This window comes from Pseudofrankia coriaricola (assembly GCF_001854805.1).
In the GTDB taxonomy this organism is placed as follows: Bacteria; Actinomycetota; Actinomycetes; order Frankiales; family Frankiaceae; genus Pseudofrankia.
The window spans coordinates 1-16,606 of the sequence record NZ_MBLO01000243.1; the positions used below are offsets into that span (position 1 = coordinate 1).

Below are 16,606 nucleotides of genomic sequence, written 5' to 3' on the forward strand. Positions count from 1 at the left end.
CCGATCGCCGTCGGGAACGACGTGAACCCGGGTGACACCACCCCGTTCAGCGCCTCCACGTGGAAGATCGCCGGAATGCCGAGCCGGGTACGGGTGACCAGGAACCGCTGGATCTCGTTGACGGCCTTCGCCACCTGGTCGGGCGTCTTGTGGCCCAGCATTCCGAGCGCCGCGACGTGACCGATCCCCAGCCCCAGGGCGCGCTCCGCCGCGTCCTGGAGCAAGCCGTCGACGCCGAGAAGCCCGGTCGGCATCGTCGAGGTGACCTGCTGCGCCTTCTCCTCGACGGTCATCGTCCGCAGGAGCTCGGTCGCCCGATCCGCTGGACTCGAGGTGGCGTCCCGGCTCATGCGTGACTCCTTGCCGAGTTCGCCCGGCCGTCCAGAGAGCGTGTCCGTCATCGCGGTTCCTCCGCCCGGCTCGCCGGCACCGCCTCGAGGCGGGCGGCGACGGGTGGACAGCCATCGGCCGTCACGGTCACGGTGATCGCGCCGGGCGCGGTCGGGCGGATGACAGCGAGCGCCCGCCCGTCGAAGGTCGTCCGGATTGTGTCGAAGAAGTTCTCCTCCGACCGCGGGTCCGCGCTGCCGAAACCCGCCAGCACCCCCGGCCCGGCAACCTCCACGACCACCCGGCGGTCGGCCGTGTTGTAAAGGTTGCCTTCGGCATCGACCAGGCTGACGGCCACGAACGCCAGGTCGCGGTCATCAGCCGTGATCCGGGCCCGGTCGACCGTCACGTCCAGCCGGACGTCACCGGTTGCCGACCGCAGGGACATCCGGCCGGTCTCGTGCCCGTCGGCGTAGGCGACGGCGGTCAGCTCACCGGGCTCGTAGACAGTGTCGAACGCGGCGATGAACCGGTTCTTCTCCCCCGCCGGCGCCCTGCCGACCGAACGGCCGTTGACCAGCAGCTCGACCTCGTCCGCGGCCGAGTAGACGTCGACCCGGACCGGCTTGTCCTCCCGGCCGTCCCAGCTCCAGCTGGCGAGGGAGTCACTCCACGACCACCACGTCGCCAGCCGGACCGGCTCGCCATACCGCTCGGGGCGGTGGACGGCGATGAAGGGCTCGGCCCGCAGCCCGAAGACGATCTCCCGGTAGTAGGAGGCCGGACGACGATGACCGGTGATGTCGATGTCACCGCACCACGCCGCCAACCACGGATAGGGGCCCTGATGACCCAGCATCGCGCCGGCCGACGCCTCAGGGTCGCTCTGGTACTCGACCCGGCCGATCCCCGGCTCGCCGAGGTAGTCCCAGCCGGTCCAGGTGAAGTCCCCGATGACGTGGCTGTTGTCCTGGACGAGCCGCCAGTTGCGATCGATGTCCGACGGATACGTCTCGGTACCGACGATCACCCGGTTGGGAAACAGCGTCCGGTCCAGCTGATACCTGGAGTCGAGATAGTTGTAGCCAGCGACATCCAGGTACGCCATGGACTCCGCGGTCCGCGTGGTGACGATCTCGGAGGTCATCAACGTCGGCATGAACTCACGAAAGCGAGTCATCAGGTCGTTGACGTCGCCGGTCGTGTCGCCCGTTGAAGCGGCGTCCGCACTGGGCTTCTCCGCGGACCCAGTTCCGCCGCCGGCCATGACCGAGAACAGGTCCGGCCCGGCGGCCAGCAGGCCATTGACGGCGTTCGTGACGAACCGGGTGCCGTCGAGCTCACGGACCTTCTCGGCGAGCCGGCGACCGAGCACCGCCCCGGGCGCTGTGCCCACCTCTGGAATCTCGTTGCCGATGCAGTAGAAGACGACACAGGGGTGGTTGACGTCCTTCGTCACCATCGCGCGCACGTCCGACTCCCACTGGCCGGCGAAGTCGTCGGCGTAGTCGTGCGCGGACTTCGACCGGGTCCAGACATCACTCAGCTCGTCCATCACGAGCATGCCGAGCTGATCGCACGCGTCGAGCAACGCCCTGCTGACCGGGTTGTGAGCGCTGCGGATCGCGTTGAAGCCGGCCTGCTTGAGGATCTCCACCCGACGCCACTCGGCCCGGTCAATGGTGGCCGCGCCGAGCACGCCGTTGTCGTGGTGAATGCAGGCGCCGCGCAGCTTCACCGGTTCACCGTTGATCCGCAGGCCCCGGCGGGCATCGACCGTCAGCGAGCGGATGCCGAAAGGCGTCGCCTGTTCGTCGAGACGATCAGAGCCGGCGGTGACGGTCGTCCTGCACGTGTAGAGGTAGGGATGCTCCACACCCCACAATCGAGGCCCGACCACGGTCAGCCGCTGGCGCAGGACGGCTTCGTCCCCGGGAAACACGGTGACCGGCGCGACGTCCCTGGCGACGACCTCGCCATCGGCGTCCACGATCTCACTGGCCACCTCGACCGTCCGCGTCACAGCCGACTCGTTCTGGATCTCGGTTGCCACCACCACGATGGCCAGGTCGTCGTCGACGACCGGGGTCGTGACGCGCACGCCGTCGAGCGCCAGGTGCAGTAGGTCGGCGACGATGATGCTCGTGTCGCGGTAGATGCCGCCGCCGCTGTACCACCGGCTGTCGTCCTGGCTGCGCGCCTCCACCCGCACCTCGTTGTCCGCCCCGTACCGCAGCAGATGGTCGGCGCGGACGCGGAAGGTGGAGTAGCCACTGGCGCACTGCCCCGCCAGGTCGCCGTTGAGGTAGACCCGGGCATGGCGGTAGACGCCCTCGAACTCCAGCGTGACCCGCCGCGCCCGGTACTCCACCGGCACAAAGAACGTCTTCGTGTACTCATAGCCATCCGCCGGGAAGTAGCCGCGGTGACCCGCCTCAGCATCCGAACCGTCCCGCTCACGGCACACCATCGCGTCGTGCGGCAGCCGGACCGCCTCCCACCCGTCATTCGCCCGGCCGAGCAGCGCCTGGAACGCGTCGGGCTTGCGGCGGTACGACCAGCCGTCGTTGAACGATCTACGGATCAATCCAGCTCTCCCGGTCGTGTGCCAGGCTTGGCTGCCACGAGAGGTGACAGCCGAAGGCAGGTCGGCCCTACGGCGGGCAAGGGCATGAGGCGGCGAACCTGGCCGGACGACACACCTCGTGCCCAACATCACTAGCGGGTGCTAGTGATGTGGGATGTAAGCTAGCATCGGCGACTAGCGCGCACAAGTCCAACGTGTTTCGGACCAACGTGACGGGAGGGCGGGCGGTGGCCGTGCCAGAGCCGACCACCAGTCGGCGGGTGACCGCCCTGGACGTCGCCCGCGAAGCGGGCGTCTCGCGGGCGACCGTCGGGTTCGTCCTGAACAACACCCCGGGCCAGACGATCCCGGAGAGCACCCGCAAACGGGTGCTACAGGCCGCCGAACGCCTCGGCTACCGACCCAACAGCGCCGCACGCGCCCTCGCCAGCGGACGCAGCCGCATCATCCTGCTCGTCCTGCCCGACTGGCCGGTGGAGTTCCGGATGCAGGACTACCTGGACGAGGTCTCCCTCGCGCTGGACAAGGCCGGCTACTCACTGGTGACCTACACCCGCCACCCCGACCAGGCAGCCCGGCCACTCTGGGAGTCTCTCAGCCCTGATCTTGTGGTTGGTACCATCCCGTTCAACTCACCCGACGTCGCGTCCATGCTCGCGTGCGGAGTCCGGCAGATCTATCCAGATCCCGACCGCCCGGACCCTCCTGATGTCTCACTCGCGATCAGCGCCGGGCCGGAACTCCAGGTCGACCACCTTCACGAACGCGGCCACCGCAATCTGATCTTTGCTGCCTTCGTCGAGGCCCGAACATCCTCAATGGTCCTCGCTCGACACCAAGCCGCATCCGACCGAGCGCGCTTTCAGGGTTTGGCGGCACTCGGCCTGGAGCGCATCAACTACCGCGATGACTCCCCTGACGACGCGGTCCGCCGATGGATCGACGCCGGCATCACCGGCGTGGTCGCCTTCAACGACGACGTCGCCGCCGCGATAGCCAGCGCGGCGGTCCGCGCCGGCCTGCGAATGCCCGCGGACATCGCGGTCATCGGCCACGACGACTCCCCGATCGCGACGATGTTCGTACCCGCGCTGTCCACCATCCGGATCGACACCGCCGCCCTGGGACGCGGCTTCGCCGACTTCGTGCTGCACCGGGTCGACCGTCGCCCACTGCCCGCCTCGCTTACCTTGCCGAATCTCACCGTCGTGCGACGTGAGACCACCTAAACCGCCGACGGGCGAAGTCGGGCATCCTGACAGCACGCGGATCCGCACCACGCTTGCCGCCAAGCTGCGCGACACGACCGAGTCTCGCCATCCGCGCGGCCTCGGGTAGTCGCAAGGTCTCCGCCAATCCGGTCACGACCTACGACGGCACGGCCGGAGCGCGAGCCGACAGCCGTGGCAGTCGTCCCCGGTCGACCGACCATCGAGGAACTAGCGCGCGCTAGCCTGAGGTGCCATGAACGTCAATCCGATCCTGCCCGGCTTCCACCCGGACCCGTCGATCTGCCGGGTCGGCGCGGATTACTACCTCGTGACCTCGAGCTTCGAGTACTTCCCCGGGGTACCGATCTTCCACAGCACGGACCTCATCGGCTGGGAACAGCTCGGCAACGTGCTCGACCGCCCCGCCCAGCTGAACGTGGCCCCGGGCCTCGCCTCCGCCAGCACCGGGATCTTCGCGCCGACCCTGCGCCACCACGACGGCAGATTCTGGCTCGTCACGACGAACTTCACCGACGTCCGCAGGGGCCACCTCATCGTCCAGACAACCGACCCGGCCGGCGCCTGGACCGACCCGGTCCACACCGGCGGCGCGACGGTCGGGATCGACCCCGACCTGGCCTGGGACGAGGACGGCACCTGCTACCTGACGTGGTGCTTCCCCGGCAAGATCATGCAGGCCGCCGTCGACCCCGAGAGCGGGAAGCTGCTCTCCGAGCCCCACGGCCTATGGAGCGGGACTGGGCTCGCGCACCCCGAAGGCCCGCACCTGTTCCGCCGGGACGGCTGGTGGTACCTCGTCATCGCCGAAGGCGGCACCGACCGCGGCCACGCCGTGTCGATCGCGCGCTCGCGCTCCATCACCGGCCCCTTCACCGGCAACCCCGCCAACCCGATCCTCACCCACAGCGGCACCGAGCACCCGGTCCAGAGCACCGGCCACGCGGACCTCGTCGAGCTTCCCGACGGCGAATGGGCGATGGTGCACCTCGGGGTATGCCCACGCGGCACGTTCCCCAAGTTCCACGTCAACGGTCGTGAATCGTTCCTGACCGGCATCACCTGGGCCGACGGCTGGCCAGTGGTGGCGGAGGACCGGTTCACGGTGCCGGTCCGGGCCAACTCCTTCGCCGACGAGTTCCTCACGCCGACGCTGCACCCCCGCTGGATCTCCCCCGGGACCGACCCTCAGACCTTCACCCGCCACCGACCCGGCGGCGGCATCACCCTCGCCGCGGGCCGGGCACCCGACGTGGGCGAAGCGAAGCATCTGCTGGCCGTGCGCGCCCAGGACCCGCACTGGCAGGCCACCGCGACTCTCCCCGAGGGTGACGTCTGCCTGACCGTCCGGATCGACGACGCGCACTGGGCCGCCGTCGAACGGCGCGGGGACGTACTCACCGCCAGAATGGTGCTCGGCCCGCTCGACCAGACCCTCGCCACCACCGCCGGGATCAGCGCGGACGACGCACTGGCCGTTCGCGCCGTAGCGCACGCCGACGCCGCCACCTTCCGCGCCGGCCCCGACCAGCTCGAGCTCGGCCACATCACCGGCGGCGAATTCCGACCACTCGCCAGGGTCGACGGACGCTACCTCTCGACAGAGGTCGCCGGCGGTTTCACCGGACGCGTCATCGGGGTCGAAGCGATCGGCACCGACGCCGTACTGGCGCGATTCGAATACCTCACCCTGGAACCGGGCACGCCCTGAGCCGGTCAACCGCGGCTGGAACCGTCGGAGGCGGGCCGCGGAGCGGAGGCGGCCAGGTGGGGGCCTCGCCCTCATCGCCGCCGGCCGCCCCGCAGGACCTCATCTCCTGCTCTATGTCACGCGACTGCCTGCTCGCGGCAGTAGGAGCGGTACGTCGACGACGAACGAAGCAGCGAAGTATGGGTGCCGATGTCGCCGACTCGTCCCCGTTCGACAACCACGATCTGGTCGGCCTTGTGGATGGTGGCGATGCGATGGGCGATGACGAGTGACGTCCGGTTGGCGAGGAGCCGGTCGAGGGCGCCGAGCACGAGACGCTCACTGGTGGCGTCGAGTGCGCTCGTCGCCTCGTCCAGGACGACGATCGCCGGGTCCTTCAGCATCACCCTCGCGATGGCGAGGCGTTGTCGCTGGCCGCCGGAGAGCGTGACGCCGCGTTCGCCGAGCTCGGCATGGATTCCGCTGTCCCACATTCTTACGAACTCCCAGGCGTTCGCCGCCTCCAGCGCCGAAATGATCTCCTCGTCGGTGGCCGTCGGCTTGGCCATTCGAAGGTTGCGTGCCAGCGAGCCGCTGAGCAGGACGGAGTCCTGGAAGACGACACCCACGGCGGCGCGCACCGAGGCCTGGGTGACCTCGCGGAGATCATGACCGTCGATCGTCACGCGGCCGCCGGTCGGGTCGAAGAACCTAAGCAGCAGCTGGGCGACGGTGGACTTCCCCGCGCCGGACGGGCCGACGAGCGCTGTTGCCTGACCGGGTTCGATGGTCAGGTCGAACTGGTCGAGGACCAGGCGTGACTCCCTTCCCGGGTAAGCGAACGAGACCTGTTCGAAGGCGACGCCGCCGCGGGTGATGGCCAGGGCAGGTGCGTGGGGGCGGTCAGCCACCGCGGGCCGTTCGTGAAGCAGCTCTGCTGTGCGTTCGCTCGCGGTCAGGCCGGCGATGACCTCCGGCAGGGTGGTCATGACCTGCGTGAGCGCGTTCGACCCGCGCAGCCAGAAGCCCCAGATGGCGACCACGTCACCGATCTCGAGCGTGCCTGTCGCCGTGCGCCAGGCACCGATGAACAGGAGCAGGAAGGGTGCGACGAACGAGAGGTGGAAGCCGAGGGGGTCGGCGTAACGGTGCTGGAGCCGTGCGAAGATCTCCGAGCCGATACGAATTCGTTCGGTTCCGCCGCGGACCTGGTCCAGGGCGTCGTCCTCGGCGTTGAACGCCTTGAGAAGCGCGTTCACGCCGAGCATTTCGGCGAGTGTCCCGGACGTCCTGCCCAGCTCGTCTCTGATGTCGCGGCTGTGGCGGCGAAGCCGCGGAAGGACCAGCAGCGTCCACACGACGGCCACAGCGAGCAACCCGAGCGCGAGCAGCGCCATCCACAGGTCGACCCACGCGATGAGCCCCACCGAGATGACCAGCAGCGCCGCCGCCCACCACAACACCAGGCCCTGCCAGACCGCCAGCTCCAGGCGCTCGGTGTCCTGGTTGATCAGGGCGGCGACGTCGCCGACGCGCGAGCGGTGGAAGAAGTCCATCGACAGTCGCTGCACATGCTCGTACAAGGCGCGCCGCAGGTTGTTGGCCCACCGCGCGGCTCCGCGGCGGGTCCAGGTATGCGCGAGGTAGGCCGCGACGAGGAAAGTCGTGGCTATGGCGATCGCGCCCAACACGGGTCCCTGCCAACCCGCGCGGACGAACTGGTGCGGATCACGTTGGATGCGGTTGAGCACGACCCGGAACACGGCAGGGGTGAGACTCTGCGCGACGGCGTCGACGAGAATGAGCAGGTAGCCGCCGACGAGGAGCCGCCCGCCGTCACCGGCGTGCTCGAACAATGTGCGCAGCGCGTGCGGTTCCCGCGCGCGGCGGTCAGGTTCCATTGAGGTGTTCGCGGTGCCCTGTCACGGCCGGCCACCTTGTTCGAGAAGAATCCGGGATACCCGTTCACGCAGCTCGGAGAGGGCCCGGGCGCCCTCGGCGTCCGTCTCGCGCCGAACGAGCGAGAACCCCGTGTACATGACGCGGCGTTCCTGGACGAGCGGCGGCGTCGACTCGTGCAACGTGCAGCTCAGGTGCACCGTGACATCGCCCGGATCGGTCGGGACGGCGACGACGGGCAGGTAGGGCCGGGTTTTGGCGATCTCCACCGGCATCAGCACCCGGTGCGAACCGGCGATGACGCGTAGCTGCCCGTTCGCCTCGCTGCTGGCGGTGACGGCGATGCCCACGACCGTGCCGGAGCACTGGTAGGCGTGCCGGCCGAAGTGGCAGTCGCGGTGGAAGCTCACGTCCGACGCGCCGGCCACGACATCTCGGGGCTTGATGAGCGCTTCCAGTGCACGGCTGTCGCCCTGCTTCTGGACGAGATCGTCGCTCCCGGCCAGTGTACGACGCAGCTGGTCCCAGCGGTCGCTGCGCAGAATCGACGCGGTCGTCGGGGACCTGCCGACGAACTCCTGCAGCCGGACGCACAGACGGGTTCCGTCGGCCACAGTCGCCCACCAGGACCGGCCGTCACCCTCGTGGTAGTCGGGGAGCGCCCGGTCCATATCGTCCGAGACCAGCTGCATGTCGGTCGGGTCCACCCAGCCTCGCAGATGGAGAAAACCGGCCTCGCGCAGGAAGTGCGCGACGTCCGCCGGGTCGTCATCCGGGGTGAAGACACGGCCGAGGTCCAGTGACGCGCCATGACGGTCAAGGAACTCGATCCCGTCGTCGACGAGCGGCCAGCCCTCGAGCAATGCCAGCCACAGCGAGTCCCAGACCGACACGTCCCGCTCGCTGCCGCCACGATAACGCAGCTCACGCGCGACGATCATGGCATTGAACGAACGCTGGTTCTGCACCCAGTCGGAGAACGCGTCCTCGTCGAACGTCACTACGAGCGCGCCGTCGGCGATACCCGGAGACACGGCCAGGCCGCCGCCGGCGCCCGAAAACGACCAGGACCGGTCGCCGACCTCGACAGCGAGCGGCGGCGCGTCGAATGCCTCGATCCCTTGCACCACAAGAGCACCGTTACGCGCGGCGAGGTCGGGGAACTCGCTCGCGAGAAAGTCCTCCATCCCCATCTTGCGCACGTCGGCGTCGAACCGGGTACGGCGATCCAGAGCTATTGGCATACGTCTCCCACTCCCACTGTTCTCGGGGATCAAGAATTACCGAATCGTCACCATCCGAGGCGTCCCCCGCCAGGCGTGGCCGGTGTCGCCCGTCAGGACGCCCCTGTCGATCACGTCCGCGCTCAGGTCGGGAAGATGGAGCGCACCAGAGCACGGGACGATCCGGAGGCGGCCACGAGGTCAACATCGCGTCCGCGCGGGCGCGCATACGGCCCAGACAAACGGATCAGCACGCGGTCTCCCCTCGGCGTTCGGGTCCGGCTGACAGGCGGGGCCCGGCCTGCGCGCCTGGCACACTGAGCCAGGACCGGAGTTCCATCAACATAGATGTATCATCCCTGATGTAAGGATGCCATGGATGGATTCGAGCTGTTTCAGTTGGGTCGCAGGCTGATGAAGCTCGGCGAGCAGTCGATCCCGGAGGTCGGCATCCTGCGCCTGTCCGGCCCCACCCGGGCAGTCGTGTTCGACGTCTTCGAGAACCCTGGCAGCTCCATCTCGGAGATCACCGCCCGCGTCCAGTTCCCTCAGAGCCAGATCTCGGCGTGCGTGGCGCGGCTACGCGAGGCCGGTGTCGTCGAGACGATCAGCGACCCCGAGGACCGGCGCAGGACCCTGGTCCAGCCCACGGCCGACGCGAGGGACCGAGCGCGGCATCGTCCCGTCGCAAAGATCGACCAGGCCATCATCACGGCGATCGGCACCAGCGACCCGTCCGAGGTCCAGCGCGTCAAGGACGCGCTGGATGCCGTGGCGGACCTGCTCCGGAGAGACGATCACGACGGCGCCTCGGCCGCCTCGCATGGGCAGGCGGAACCCTGATGCTCGTCGGCGCGGGTCAACTGTAGACCGGTAAGCGCTTTCCCGAAAGGGTTGACCAAGGGAAGAGCTCTGGTTAGCGTGACGCCCACCCTCGCCGCCGGAGCCAAGGGAGCACCATGCCCGACGCGCTGTTCGCGCTCGCACCTTCATTCCTGCCAGGCCTGTTCCCGCCGCCGGTCCTGCGTCAGCTGCGGGAGGCCGTGCGCATCGACCCGGCGCTGGCGACGATGAATCTCGCCGACCCAGCGGTGGCGCCCCTTCTGGCGGAGGCGGAGGTCCTGGTCACCGGCTGGGGCTGCCCAAGGCTCGACGAGACGGTGCTCGCGAGAGCCCCGCGGCTGCGCGCGGTGCTGCACGCCGCCGGGAGCGTGCGCAGCCTGGTGAGCGACGCCTGCTGGGAACGCGGCGTGGAAGTGTCGAGCGCGGTGGCGGCCAACGCGCTGCCGGTCGCGGAGTACACCGTGGCGGCGATCCTGCTCACCGGCAAGAACGCGTTCGGGCTGCGCGACAGCTACCGCGAGGGCAGCTCCGCACCCCACACATCTCGGGCTCGGCCGGCAACGAGCTCGCCCGGCTCGGCCAGACCGTCGCGCGGGAGGCCGCGCGGTTGGCCGCGGGCCTCCCGCTCGCGCATCCGGTGCGGCGCGACGACCTCGCGCGGATAGCCTGACGTACATTCCGACGCGAGCACCCGGTGACGGGCACCCACCCGACATGAGGCCGCCGAACGGAGAGCGTGCTGGCGTGGTCACACTGGCCGATGTCGCCGCCGAGGCGGGCGTGTCGCTGGCCACCGCGTCGCGCGCGCTGAACGGCAGCAGCCGGCGGGTGCGCGAGGATCTGCGGCTGCGGGTCGCCGAGGCGGCGCGGAAGCTGAACTACGCGGCCAACGCCCAGGCACAGGCGATGGCGCGCGGGCGCAGCGAAGTGGTCGGCCTGCTGGTACACGACATCGCCGACCCGTACTTCTCGTCGATCGCCGCCGGGGTGATGCAGGCGGCCGAGGAGCACCGCCTGCTCGTCACCCTGGTGAGCACGCAACGCCGCTACGGCACCGAGGCCGAGCACCTCACCCTGCTGCGCGGGCAGCGCGGCCGGGCGATGATCCTCGTCGGCAGCCGGACCCGCGACCGGGACGTCACGGAGGCGCTGCGGCGCGAGGTCGAGACGTTCACCGAGACCGGCGGGCACGTCGTCGCGGTGAGCCAGCGGGCCTTGCCGATCGACACCGTGGTCGTGGAGAACCGCGCCGGCGCCCGGCAGCTCGGCCAGGAGCTCACCGCGTTGGGGTATCGCCGGTTCGCGGCGCTGGCCGGCCCCACGGACCTGCTCACCGCCCGCGACCGGCTGCAGGGCTTCAAAGACGGCATCGCCCGCGCCGGGGGCGACCTTTCTCCGGCCGCGGTGGTGACCGGGCCGTTCACCCGCGACGGCGGGTACGCGGCGATGACCGAGCTGATCGCCCGGGACCTGCGGCCGCAGTGCGTGTTCGCGGTCAACGACGTGATGGCGGTGGGCGCGATGGCGGCCTGCCGGGACCATGGCATCGAGCTCCCGGGCGACCTGGCGGTCGCCGGGTTCGACGACATCAGCACCCTGCGCGACATCACGCCGGGTCTCACCACCGTCCGCCTGCCGCTGGAGCGGATGGGCGCGCTCGCGATGGACCTGGTGGTCACCGCCGAGCCCGGTGGGTCCCCGCGTATCCGGCGGGTCCGTGGTGAGGTCGTGGTGCGCGCCAGCACTCCCGGGCGCTGAGGGCCCTCGTCCGACGACGAGGACGGCCAGGACAGCGAGGGGCCGGCAGGATAGGACGCCGGCGGGAGCGGTCAGCACAGCCAGGAGCGCAGCGTGCGGGCGGTCAGTCCGCCGGCCTCGGTCGTCGCTCGCACCGCACGCAGCGCGGGCAGGTCGCCGGGGCGGGGCGTGCCTGTCGGCTCCCCACTCCACGACGCCAAGACCCGCCTGGGCGGCGAGCTCCACGACCTGGCCCACCGGCAGGGCACGGTACGTCACGGAGCACGGGCCCACTCCGGCCGCGGACGACGTCACAGGGCACCTCACTTGGCAAGCGCTTCCCAAAGCATAGTCACAGCAGCAAGATCGGACGACTCGGTCGATTGGAGGCGGCCCAGAACACGTTGCCATGCGCCCCCCGGGCGTCTATTTCTTGGAAAGCGCTTTCCCTTGGGGGTGAATGGCCACGCAGCGTATTGGTGTCGTGATGAACGGCGTGACCGGCAGAATGGGGTATCGGCAGCACCTGCTGCGGTCGGTCCTGGCGATCCGCGAGACAGTGAGCCTGGTCGCCCGGCGCTTCGCCGAACATGTCGCCTAGCGCTGCCGGGCCTCAGAGCGCGGGCACCGATGCCGGCTCGAGCCGCAGGCACCCGAGATCCCCGGTCAGCCGTCAAGGACAGGAGGCCGCCGGGCACGTGGCCGGCGTCGTGAACCTGGCCCGTTCACGAAGCCGGTGACACGCCGCCAGCGAGCATCGAGCGGGTCTGGGCGCGGACAGCGCCGACCAGATCGGCATCGTCTGACAGGGCCGGGTCGAGGGCCGCGAGCACCCTCGGCACCGCGTCGGCGAGGCCGCCGGCGGCGGCCAAGGGCAGGAGCTGGGCGGCGCGAACGTCCGTCACTGGGGGGCCCGATCCGCGCAGGTGCGTCACCCAGGCGGCGAGCGCGGTGACGGCGGGGGCGGGCAGCCGGCCGCGCTCGCGCTCGCGGCGTAGCACGGGTAGCAGGCGGGCGGGCAGCTTCTGCGAGCCGTCGGCGGCGATCTGCGCCAGCTCGTGGCGGATCCGCGGGTTGGCGAACCGTTGTAGCAGCGCCTCCCGGTATGCCGCCACGGCCGCCGCCGGCAGCGCCAGGTGGGGAACGCAGGTGTCCCACCACTCCCCCAGCCACCCACGGCAGACCGGGTCGGCCACGGCCTCGGCGACAGTGGTGTGCCCCCGGGCCGGGGCCGCGTAGGCGAGCAGCGAGTGGGCTCCGTTGAGCAGCCAGAGCTTGCGGTCCTCGAACGGGGCGACGTCGTCGGTGAACACCGCTCCGGCGCTCTCCCAGGCAGGCCGCCCGCCGGGGAACTCCCCGGCCAGCACCCACTCCGTGAACGGCTCCGTCACCACCGGCGCGTGGTCGTCGACCCCGGTGGCGGCGAGCACAGCCCGCCGGTCGGCGTCGGTCGGCCGGGGAGTGATCCGGTCGACCACCGTCGACGCCACGTGGACCTGCCCGTCCATCCACCCGGGCAGGTCCATGTCGACGGCGGCGGCCAGCTCCCGCAGCACCGCGGCCAGCACGGATCCGGCACGTGGCAGATTGTCACAGGGCACGAGGGTCAGAGGCCCGGCGTCCCGGGATCGTCGCGCCAGCAGGCCGGCCACGAGTCGGGCGGGCGCCGTGACGACCGGGGCGCGGGGGTCGGCGCGCAGCGCCGCGATGTCGGCGGCGACACGTGGGTCGGCCGTGTCGAGCCCGCCGCCCGCGCCGCGCAGGTAGCCGGCCTCGGTGATGGTCAGGGTGACGACCCGCACGTCCGGACAGCCGAGGTGGCCGAGCCACGCCTCGTGGTCGGAGCCGGCGTGGGCCCTCGAGACCGAACGGACGACCGCGAAATCGTCGCTGCCGACACCGCGGGTGACCACGGTGTAGAGGCCGTCCTGGGCGGCGAGCGCCTCGGCGAGGTCCGGGCGCCGACCGGTGAACGCGGCGATGCCCCAGTCGTCCGCGTCGCTCGCCTGGTCGGTGTACCAGGCCTGGTGGGCGCGGAAGAAGCCGCCGAGCCCCAGGTGCACGAGCCGGACAGGCGCCGCCGGGTCCCGCCTGCGCAGCCGTCCAGCCGGGCTCACAGCCGGAACACCTCCCGCGGCCGGCTCGCCACCAGGTCGGCCACGATTTCGAACGCCTCGTCCTCGTCGAGCCGGTGCTCGGCCACCAGCCGGGCCAAAAAGCCGCTGTCGAGGCGGCGGGACATGTCGTGGCGGACGGGGATCGAGCAGAAGCCGCGGGCGTCGTCGATGAAGCCCGCGGTGCGCGTGAACCCGGCGGTCTCGGTGACGGCGGCGCGGAAACGCAGGACCGCGTCGGGCGCGTCCAAAAACCACCACGGGGCGCCGAGGTAGACCGACGGGTAGAAGCCGGCCAGCGGGGCGAGCTCCCGCGAGTACGTCGTCTCGTCGAGGGTGAACAGCACCAGGCGCAGGTTCGTGTGGGTACCGAATCGGTCCAGCAGTGGCCGCAGCGCGTCAGTGAACTCGACACGGACCGGGATGTCGTGTCCGGTATCCGGGCCGTGGACGGCGAGGGTCGGCCCGTGGTGGCCGCGGCGCACCGCCGGGTGCAGCATCATCACCAGCCCGTCGTCGCATGACATCCGCGCCATCTCCAAAAGCATGTGCCGGCGCAGGGCCACGCCCTCCGCCTGCGTGACGTCCCCGGTCAGCGCCGCCCGGTAGAGGCGTTCGGCCTCGGCCGCCGCCAGCGGCTCGGTGCCGACGTCGTCGTGGCTGTGGTCGGTCGACGTCGCCCCGTGCTCGATGAAGTAGGCCCGTCGCCGTTCCATGGCCCATACCCAGCCGCCATAGCTGCCGGTGTCCACGCCGGCCACCTCGCCAAGGCGGGCCACGGCCGCCGCCCACCCGCACCGGGCCGCCTCCAGGTAACGGTCCGGGCGGAACGCGGGCAGGACCCGGCCCGCGAACGTCGGGTCGGCGGCGAGCCGCGCGTGGGCCGCCAGGTCGTCGCACGGGTCGTCGGTCGTGGCGAGCACCTCTATGCCGAACCGGTCGAACAGCGCGCGCGGGCGGTGCGTATCCCTGGTCAGGCACGCGGCTATCTGGTCGTAGATCGCATCCGCATTCTTGGCGGACGGCCGTTCCTCCACGCCGAAGACCTCGGCGAGTTCCGCCTCGAGCCAGTACCGCACCGGCGTGCCGCGAAAGACCTGCCAGTGCGCGCAGACCCGGCGCCAGACCGTCCGGGACTCCTCGTCCGGCAGCCGGCCACGCCCGACGCCGAGATCGTCCAGCGGCACGCCGCTGGCGTGCAGCAGACGCGTCACGTAGTGGTCCGGCGTGACGAGCAGGGCCGCCGGGTCCGGGAACGGCGAATCGTCGGCGAGCAGGCTGGCGTCAACGTGGCCGTGCGGCGAGAGGATCGGCAGGTCGCGCACGGAGTCATACAGCCGCCGGGCTATAGCGCGGACACCCGGTTCTGCCGGCAACAGTCGGTCGGGGTGCCGAGCGAGGACTACGGAGGCGGACATAGCGGTCATCGTTGGTGCGCGCCGACGTAGGTGGCAATCGATTGCCACCTGTTGCCTCTACCGTGACGGTCCGGTGTTGCCATCTCTTGCCACCACGTCCTTGTCCAGGGCCGGGGTCGGGCGCACGGTACAAGGCATGGCCTGGACCAATATCCCCATCGCGGATGCCGAGGCCGGCCACGTCGCCGGTCCGTTCGCCGACACGGCGGACCAGGCGACGATCATCGGTGGCCCAACCAATCTGCTCGCCGACGACCACGTCGCCGCATTCATCCATGAGCAGCTTGCCGCGCACAACGTCGACGGCCGAAGTGTCTGCGTCATCGTCCCGGACGGGACCCGCAGCTGCCCGCTGCCGCTGCTGCTCTCGGCCGTGCACGGAGCACTGACCGGCCGGGCGAGCCGGCTCACCACGCTCGTCGCGCTCGGCACCCACGCCGCGATGACCCAGACCCAGCTCGCCAGGCACCTCGGCCACCCGGCAGGGAACCCTGGTGCCCGCTATCCGGGCATGGAAATCCGCAACCACGAGTGGCGGGATCCCCGGACGTTCGTCTCGCTCGGAACGATCCCCGCGGAGCGGGTGGCGGAGATCTCCGAGGGTCGGCTACGCGAGAACGTAGCGGTCCGGCTCAACCGCGCCGTCGTCGAGCACGACGTCGCCCTCGTGGTCGGCCCGGTCTTCCCACACGAGGTCGTGGGCTTCTCCGGCGGCAACAAGTACTTCTTCCCGGGAGTCGCCGGCCCGGAGGTCATTGACCTCTCACACTGGCTGGGCGCCCTGATCACCAGCGCCGGCATCATCGGCAGGCCGGGCACGACACCAGTCCGCGCGCTCATCGACGAGGCCGCGGCACTGATCCCGGCCGAGACCCTGGCGCTGTGCGTCGTGGCGCGGTCCGGCAGCGGTGCGCTGCACGCGGCGGCGTTCGGCGAGCCCAGGGCGGCCTGGGCGGCGGCCGCGAAGGTCTCCGCCGCGACCCACGTGAGCTACCTGGACGCGCCGGTCCGGCGGGTGCTGTCCGTCATGCCCGAGAAGTATGACGACATCTGGACCGCCGCCAAGGGCTTCTACAAACTCGAGCCCGTCGTCGCCGACGGCGGCGAGGTCATCCTCTACGCCCCGCACATCACGCAGGTCGCCGGCACGCATCCCGAGATCCTGGATATCGGCTACCACTGCCGCGACTACTTCATGAAGCAATGGGACCGCTATCGGCATGTACACCGCAGCGTGCTCGCTCACTCCACCCATCTGCGGGGTGCCGGCACCTACGACGAGCGCGCCGGAGAACGATGCCGAGTACGGGTGACCCTGGCCACCGGCATTCCCGAGGACATCGTCCGCGCGGTGAACCTCGACTACCTGGACCCGGCCCAAGTGGACGTCGCCGCCTGCCAGGCGGACCCCGAAACGTTCGTCGTCCCCGACGCAGGCGAGATCCTCTTCCGGCTTCGATAGTGTGCGCGGTCGCTGAAAGTGAGCCAGGCCGGTTGGTCATGCGGCGGTCGGTATGGCCGGCCACGCAAGAACCT

General features: G+C 70.4%; 12 protein-coding genes and 1 pseudogene. 6 read left to right on the forward strand and 7 right to left on the reverse strand.

Annotated features, from left to right (window positions below; translation table 11 throughout):
• Together BCD48_RS33350 and BCD48_RS33355 are read right to left on the reverse strand one after the other, a co-directional pair.
• Positions 1 to 350 (reverse strand): annotated as a pseudogene (locus BCD48_RS33350) (glycoside hydrolase family 3 N-terminal domain-containing protein); the annotation flags it as partial.
• Between the two features lie 47 nt (positions 351 to 397).
• The gene (locus BCD48_RS33355) at positions 398 to 2,917 is read right to left on the reverse strand and encodes a DUF4982 domain-containing protein (RefSeq protein WP_071052371.1); all 2,520 of its coding nucleotides are present in this window, start codon (positions 2,915 to 2,917) and stop codon (positions 398 to 400) included.
• A gap of 227 nt (positions 2,918 to 3,144) precedes the next feature.
• Here BCD48_RS33355 and BCD48_RS33360 point away from each other — a divergent pair, with 227 nt between their 5' ends.
• Positions 3,145 to 4,146, forward strand: coding sequence for a LacI family DNA-binding transcriptional regulator (locus tag BCD48_RS33360; protein WP_071052372.1), 1,002 nt, complete (start codon positions 3,145 to 3,147; stop codon positions 4,144 to 4,146).
• 235 nt (positions 4,147 to 4,381) lie between these two features.
• Positions 4,382 to 5,857, forward strand: a complete 1,476-nt coding sequence (locus BCD48_RS33365; protein WP_071052373.1) for a glycoside hydrolase family 43 protein — start codon at positions 4,382 to 4,384, stop codon at positions 5,855 to 5,857.
• Between the two features lie 116 nt (positions 5,858 to 5,973).
• On the opposite strand, the gene BCD48_RS33370 is transcribed toward BCD48_RS33365, so the two are convergent.
• Both BCD48_RS33370 and BCD48_RS33375 read right to left on the reverse strand, forming a co-directional pair.
• The gene (locus BCD48_RS33370) at positions 5,974 to 7,737 is read right to left on the reverse strand and encodes an ABC transporter ATP-binding protein (RefSeq protein ID WP_071052374.1); all 1,764 of its coding nucleotides are present in this window, start codon (positions 7,735 to 7,737) and stop codon (positions 5,974 to 5,976) included.
• A gap of 21 nt (positions 7,738 to 7,758) precedes the next feature.
• The gene (locus BCD48_RS33375) at positions 7,759 to 8,979 is read right to left on the reverse strand and encodes a phytanoyl-CoA dioxygenase family protein (RefSeq protein WP_071052375.1); all 1,221 of its coding nucleotides are present in this window, start codon (positions 8,977 to 8,979) and stop codon (positions 7,759 to 7,761) included.
• 354 nt (positions 8,980 to 9,333) lie between these two features.
• Between BCD48_RS33375 and BCD48_RS33380 the strand changes: the two genes are divergently transcribed.
• From BCD48_RS33380 to BCD48_RS33390, 3 genes are all read left to right on the forward strand, one after another.
• Positions 9,334 to 9,801, forward strand: coding sequence for a helix-turn-helix domain-containing protein (locus BCD48_RS33380; RefSeq protein ID WP_071052376.1), 468 nt, complete (start codon positions 9,334 to 9,336; stop codon positions 9,799 to 9,801).
• Positions 9,802 to 9,917: 116 nt separating this feature from the next.
• Positions 9,918 to 10,466: a Rossmann-fold NAD(P)-binding domain-containing protein gene (locus BCD48_RS33385; protein WP_071052377.1), complete on the forward strand. Its 549-nt coding sequence runs from the start codon at positions 9,918 to 9,920 to the stop codon at positions 10,464 to 10,466.
• 79 nt (positions 10,467 to 10,545) lie between these two features.
• The gene (locus BCD48_RS33390; protein ID WP_241842192.1) at positions 10,546 to 11,559 is read left to right on the forward strand and encodes a LacI family DNA-binding transcriptional regulator; all 1,014 of its coding nucleotides are present in this window, start codon (positions 10,546 to 10,548) and stop codon (positions 11,557 to 11,559) included.
• Positions 11,560 to 11,630: 71 nt separating this feature from the next.
• Here BCD48_RS33390 and BCD48_RS55130 read toward each other — a convergent pair whose 3' ends face one another.
• The 3 genes from BCD48_RS55130 to uxaC all read right to left on the reverse strand — a co-directional run bounded on the left by BCD48_RS55130 (position 11,631) and on the right by uxaC (position 15,070).
• Complete coding sequence (locus tag BCD48_RS55130) at positions 11,631 to 11,759, reverse strand: hypothetical protein (protein ID WP_274536609.1); 129 nt, start codon at positions 11,757 to 11,759, stop codon at positions 11,631 to 11,633.
• Positions 11,760 to 12,263: 504 nt separating this feature from the next.
• The gene (locus BCD48_RS33395; RefSeq protein ID WP_071052379.1) at positions 12,264 to 13,655 is read right to left on the reverse strand and encodes a mannitol dehydrogenase family protein; all 1,392 of its coding nucleotides are present in this window, start codon (positions 13,653 to 13,655) and stop codon (positions 12,264 to 12,266) included.
• Complete coding sequence (gene uxaC / locus BCD48_RS33400) at positions 13,652 to 15,070, reverse strand: glucuronate isomerase (protein WP_083419585.1); 1,419 nt, start codon at positions 15,068 to 15,070, stop codon at positions 13,652 to 13,654. Before uxaC ends, BCD48_RS33395 begins: the two co-directional genes overlap by 4 nt.
• Before the next feature lie 136 nt (positions 15,071 to 15,206).
• On the opposite strand from uxaC, the gene BCD48_RS33405 reads away from it, so the two are divergent.
• Positions 15,207 to 16,532: a lactate racemase domain-containing protein gene (locus BCD48_RS33405; RefSeq protein ID WP_083419586.1), complete on the forward strand. Its 1,326-nt coding sequence runs from the start codon at positions 15,207 to 15,209 to the stop codon at positions 16,530 to 16,532.
• The last annotated feature ends 74 nt before the right edge of the window (positions 16,533 to 16,606 follow it).

Bases quoted from the DNA above. Each gene is read 5' to 3' on its own strand.
- BCD48_RS33365 (WP_071052373.1), top strand. From the start codon at position 4,382: ATGAACGTCAATCCGATCCTGCCCGGCTTCCACCCGGACCCGTCGATC.
- BCD48_RS33370 (WP_071052374.1), bottom strand. From the start codon at position 7,737: ATGGAACCTGACCGCCGCGCGCGGGAACCGCACGCGCTGCGCACATTG.
- BCD48_RS33375 (WP_071052375.1), bottom strand. From the start codon at position 8,979: ATGCCAATAGCTCTGGATCGCCGTACCCGGTTCGACGCCGACGTGCGC.
- BCD48_RS33380 (WP_071052376.1), top strand. From the start codon at position 9,334: ATGGATGGATTCGAGCTGTTTCAGTTGGGTCGCAGGCTGATGAAGCTC.
- BCD48_RS33385 (WP_071052377.1), top strand. From the start codon at position 9,918: ATGCCCGACGCGCTGTTCGCGCTCGCACCTTCATTCCTGCCAGGCCTG.
- uxaC (WP_083419585.1), bottom strand. From the start codon at position 15,070: ATGTCCGCCTCCGTAGTCCTCGCTCGGCACCCCGACCGACTGTTGCCG.
- BCD48_RS33405 (WP_083419586.1), top strand. From the start codon at position 15,207: ATGGCCTGGACCAATATCCCCATCGCGGATGCCGAGGCCGGCCACGTC.